Annotated in this window: 3 protein-coding genes; all 3 read left to right on the top strand. The window is 36.4% G+C overall.

Annotated elements, in window-relative coordinates:
• Nucleotides 1-192: 192 nt before the first annotated feature.
• The 3 genes from E1171_RS05830 to E1171_RS05820 all read left to right on the top strand — a co-directional run bounded on the left by E1171_RS05830 (nt 193) and on the right by E1171_RS05820 (nt 4,027).
• Nucleotides 193-1,431 (top strand): DEAD/DEAH box helicase, encoded by a 1,239-nt coding sequence (locus tag E1171_RS05830; protein WP_155205002.1) that lies wholly within the window; start codon nt 193-195, stop codon nt 1,429-1,431.
• A 133-nt stretch (nt 1,432-1,564) separates the two neighbouring features.
• Nucleotides 1,565-2,458, top strand: a complete 894-nt coding sequence (locus E1171_RS05825; protein WP_155204999.1) for an RluA family pseudouridine synthase — start codon at nt 1,565-1,567, stop codon at nt 2,456-2,458.
• Between the two features lie 537 nt (nt 2,459-2,995).
• A complete protein-coding gene (locus E1171_RS05820; protein ID WP_155204998.1) occupies nt 2,996-4,027 on the top strand; it encodes a PD40 domain-containing protein in 1,032 nt (343 codons plus the stop codon).
• The last annotated feature ends 37 nt before the right edge of the window (nt 4,028-4,064 follow it).

Below are 4,064 nucleotides of genomic sequence, written 5' to 3'. Positions count from 1 at the left end.
TATTTTACAAATATTGTTAAAGAACTAATTCTTTTTCTGAAATTTGTTAAGGGCTTAGGAATAAGTAGCAATAGTCTTCGTTTTTCCCCATAATTAAGAGAAAGCCACTATCTTTGTCATTTCTTTGGGTAGATTTTATGAGGCCCAACACTTAATACACTATGACAAAAGGATAAAGGAAGGAGCAGCAGCATGAAGTTTGAAGATTACCGTATATCCCCAGAAATTAAGAAAGGTCTGTCGAAATTAAATTTTAAAAGGCCTACCGACATACAATTTAAGGCAATTCCTTCTATTCTTAAGGGAGAAGATGTTTTGGCCATTGCTCAAACGGGAACGGGAAAAACAGCGGCTTTTGCCATTCCTATCCTGAGTATGTTGCAAGAACGAAAAAGAAAAGGACGGACTAATGGTATCAAATGTCTGGTGATGGTGCCAACAAGAGAATTAGCGGTTCAGATCACCGAGGTGTTTAAGCAAATAGGTCAAAATAGCAGAGTAAAAGCCTTTTCTGTGTTTGGAGGAGTAGAACAAGATCATCAAATTGCCAAACTGGAGAGTGGAATCGATATTTTAGTAGCTACTCCCGGCCGAATGTTTGATTTGGTAAGTCAGGGTTTTATTAAATTACATCGTTTGGAAATGTTGGTTTTGGATGAGGCGGATCACATGTTGGACCTGGGTTTTATCAAAGATATACAGGATTTGATTAGATTATTGCCAAAGAGACGACAGACTTTATTCTTTTCTGCTACCATCAATGAGAACATAAAAAAGTTGGCATATAAAATCGTTCACAAACCTATTCGTATTCAGCTATCTCCTAAAGACCCTGTTTCTAAAAATGTGGAACATGCAGTAGCCTTTGTGGAAATGGATGACAAACGCTTTTTCTTGGAAAGGCTTGTAAATGAACATCCCGATAGTAAAATTTTGGCCTTTGTTCGAACGAAGGTTAGGGCTGAGCGTGTACAAAAAGCTATGGAAAGAGTGAATATTGAAAGTTTGACCATCCATGGAAATAAAGAACAAGAAAAAAGGCAAAAAGCATTAGCCGCTTTCAGGCAAGGAAAAATAAACTTATTAATTGCTACAGACGTTAGTGCCCGTGGAATTGATATTGCTAACGTAGCTTATGTGGTAAATTATGATCTTCCTGACCAAGTTGAAAATTATGTTCACCGAATTGGCCGTACTGGTAGGGGAAAAGAGAAAGGCTTAGCTATTTCATTTTGTAGTAAAGGAGAAAAAGAGTCCATAAATGCCATAGAAGACTTTATTGGGAAAAAAATCCCAAGAATGGAAATAGATAAAAATATTTATCAAGAGACCATTGAGTTTTCCAAGGAGGAAAATAAAAATTGGCAACAATTGATGCAGGAAACTGATTTAGGTTTCATCAAAGGAAAAAAAGGTAAATCTAAGAAGTAAAATAAGGCAAAAAACTTTCTTAAATATTTTCGAGTATACAAGCCTCAAAAAGGCGAAAGGGGCCTTGAATACTCGATCTCATTTTTTAAAAAGAATTAATGAAAATTACCCAATCTAACCTTTTTGCTTCTTTATGTTAATTGTTGAAACGCATATTGTAGAAAAAACATCAAAAGCAGAGAGGTTTTTGGATTACACCATTGGTCTTTTCCATCAATTACCTTCTAGAAATAGTGTTAAAAAGGCCCTGAAGAGAGGTGAATTACTGTTAAATGGTAACAAAGGAGAATCAGGTAAATGGGTAATGCCTGGTGATAAAATTGAATTGGTTGATAATCAATTAAATCCTCCTAAAACTTACCGCCTTCCTTTGGACGTAGTTTATGAAGATGAATATTTGGCAATAGTACAAAAGCCCTCAGGGCTAATCGTGAATGGTAATCAATTCCGAACACTCGAAAATGCATTGCCTGCCAATCTTCAACCTTCAACCCAGAAAGATGTCTTAAATAGACCAAAACCTGTTCATCGATTGGACAGCCCGACTTGTGGTCTGCTTTTGGTAGCCAAAACCAAAAGTACCCATATCCATCTAGGGGGACAATTTGAAAAACGTTCCATTAAAAAAAACTATAATGCCATTGTGGTGGGTAAACCTCCAGTAAAGGGGAGAATCACTACCCCCATTGAAGGCCAGGAAGCAATTACGGAGTATACTGTATTGCAGTCTGTTTCTTCATTACAAAATGGAGTAGTTTCCTTGTTGGAATTGTCACCTCATACTGGCAGAACGCATCAATTACGTATTCATTTGGCATCCTTGGGGTCTCCGATAGTGGGTGATAAATTGTATGGGGAGAAAGAGAAAATTCTGAAGCACAAAGGACTCTTTTTGGCTGCAGTAGGTCTAAGGTTTATTCATCCTGTTTTCAAAAAAGAGATACATATTCAAACTGATGCTCCTGAAAAATTCCAATCATTCTTGAAAAGGGAAAATAAAAGATGGTTGAAATTTAAAGAATGTTAAAGTAGAGTGTCCACTCAAAACTTTTCCTTTTTTGAATAGCCTCATTTTCTTTTCTTTTTGAGCTCGTAACCGGAGATGGCGAGTTTAAAAAGGCCTCAATCAACATTTCAAAACTCCATTTTCGCATTAAAGCAAAATATTTAAACAAGCTCTTAACCCCAAATGCATTTCTTTGGAGTTTTTATGTAACCTATACAGAGGAAGGTCCCTTCAAAATTGAAAGCCTGCCTTTTTTTGGGAATAATGTGCATTTTTTTATTTCGGACTTTATTGATTATTTTAGAGAGAAGTAGAAAGAAAATCAACCAGCAGAAAATGAAACCTCCAATTGAGGAAAAAAAATTAGAAAAGGTGTCCCTTCTTATTGAGATTAACCCCTAGAAGATCATTCTATATTTAGAGCCTACTTTTACATTGTGCTTTCTCAAAATTTCTGAATTTTGAGCGTGCAGAAATCGCTCATCTTTGTCAGGCCATTAAAGGGTTTGGGGACTAATTAATTTGATTTAAGTAAGTTGTCATAATAAACATTAAATTATGAAAGTATTTCATACTCTTTTCTTCTGTTTTTTAATGATAATCATTTCCTGTAGTAGTCCAAAGAAGAGAGAACCTTATGGTGGTCAGCATGGTCAGGACAATCAATATCCTCTAGTTGGGGATTATTTTGGTTTTAAGGCTGACGAACAGGTGAAGGTATTTGCCCCGGGAGTGATTTCCAGGGGGTTTCAGGAATTGAACGCGGCTTTTTCCCCAAATAAAAAAGAGTTTTTTTTCACCATTGCCGACCCTCTTAGGGATTATTATACTATTATACAATATGAAAAGAAGAAAGGGGTATGGGAAGGCCCCACAATAGCACCTTTTTCGGGTAAATATTCGGATGCAGATCCCTTTTTCTCACCAGATGGAAAACGGCTTTATTTCATTTCTAGAAGGCCTTCTGACCCTGCTGATATTGAACCTGAGGATTTTGATATTTGGTATGTAGATAAGAAGGATGGCAAATGGTCTGCTGCTTTAAACGTTGGTGCTCCCATCAATACCAAAAAAAATGAGTTTTATGTTTCGGTCAGTAAAAATAATAATATCTATTTTTCAGCTGCCTATGACCATGGGCATGGAAGAGGTGATATTTATAAAGCCGTATTCCAAAATGGAACCTATAAAGTAGTTAATATGGGGGATGCCATTAATAGCCCCCTTAATGAGGGAGATCCATATATTTCTCCGGAAGAAGACTTTTTGATATTTACTTCTTGGGGGAGAACGGATGGTATGGGAAGGGGTGACCTTTACATCAGTTTTTTTATGGATGGTAAATGGACCAAAGCCGTTAATATGGGGCCGGAAATTAATTCAGAAGACATGGAATATTGTCCTATTATCTCTCCAGACGGTGAGTATTTCTTTTTTACTAGCTACAGAAAGAATCGTTTTTATTCTTTTAAAAAGAAAACCTATGACAATTATATTAAACGACTAAGTACTTACGATAATGGCCTGGGTAATATTTATTGGGTAGATTCAGATTTTATTTGGGCCATCCGAAATGGTTTGCCCGACTGAGGGTGAAAAGTAATTCCTTTCCCTTTCTATATACAAC

The sequence above is a fragment of the Xanthovirga aplysinae genome, assembly GCF_009711365.1.
Classification (GTDB): domain Bacteria; phylum Bacteroidota; class Bacteroidia; order Cytophagales; family Cyclobacteriaceae; genus Xanthovirga; species Xanthovirga aplysinae.
This window is presented reverse-complemented; position numbering and strand designations above follow the sequence as displayed.

Excerpts from the sequence above, each read along its gene's own strand:
- E1171_RS05825 (WP_155204999.1), top strand. The coding sequence starts at position 1,565 with ATGTTAATTGTTGAAACGCATATTGTAGAAAAAACATCAAAAGCAGAG.
- E1171_RS05830 (WP_155205002.1), top strand. The coding sequence starts at position 193 with ATGAAGTTTGAAGATTACCGTATATCCCCAGAAATTAAGAAAGGTCTG.
- E1171_RS05820 (WP_155204998.1), top strand. The coding sequence starts at position 2,996 with ATGAAAGTATTTCATACTCTTTTCTTCTGTTTTTTAATGATAATCATT.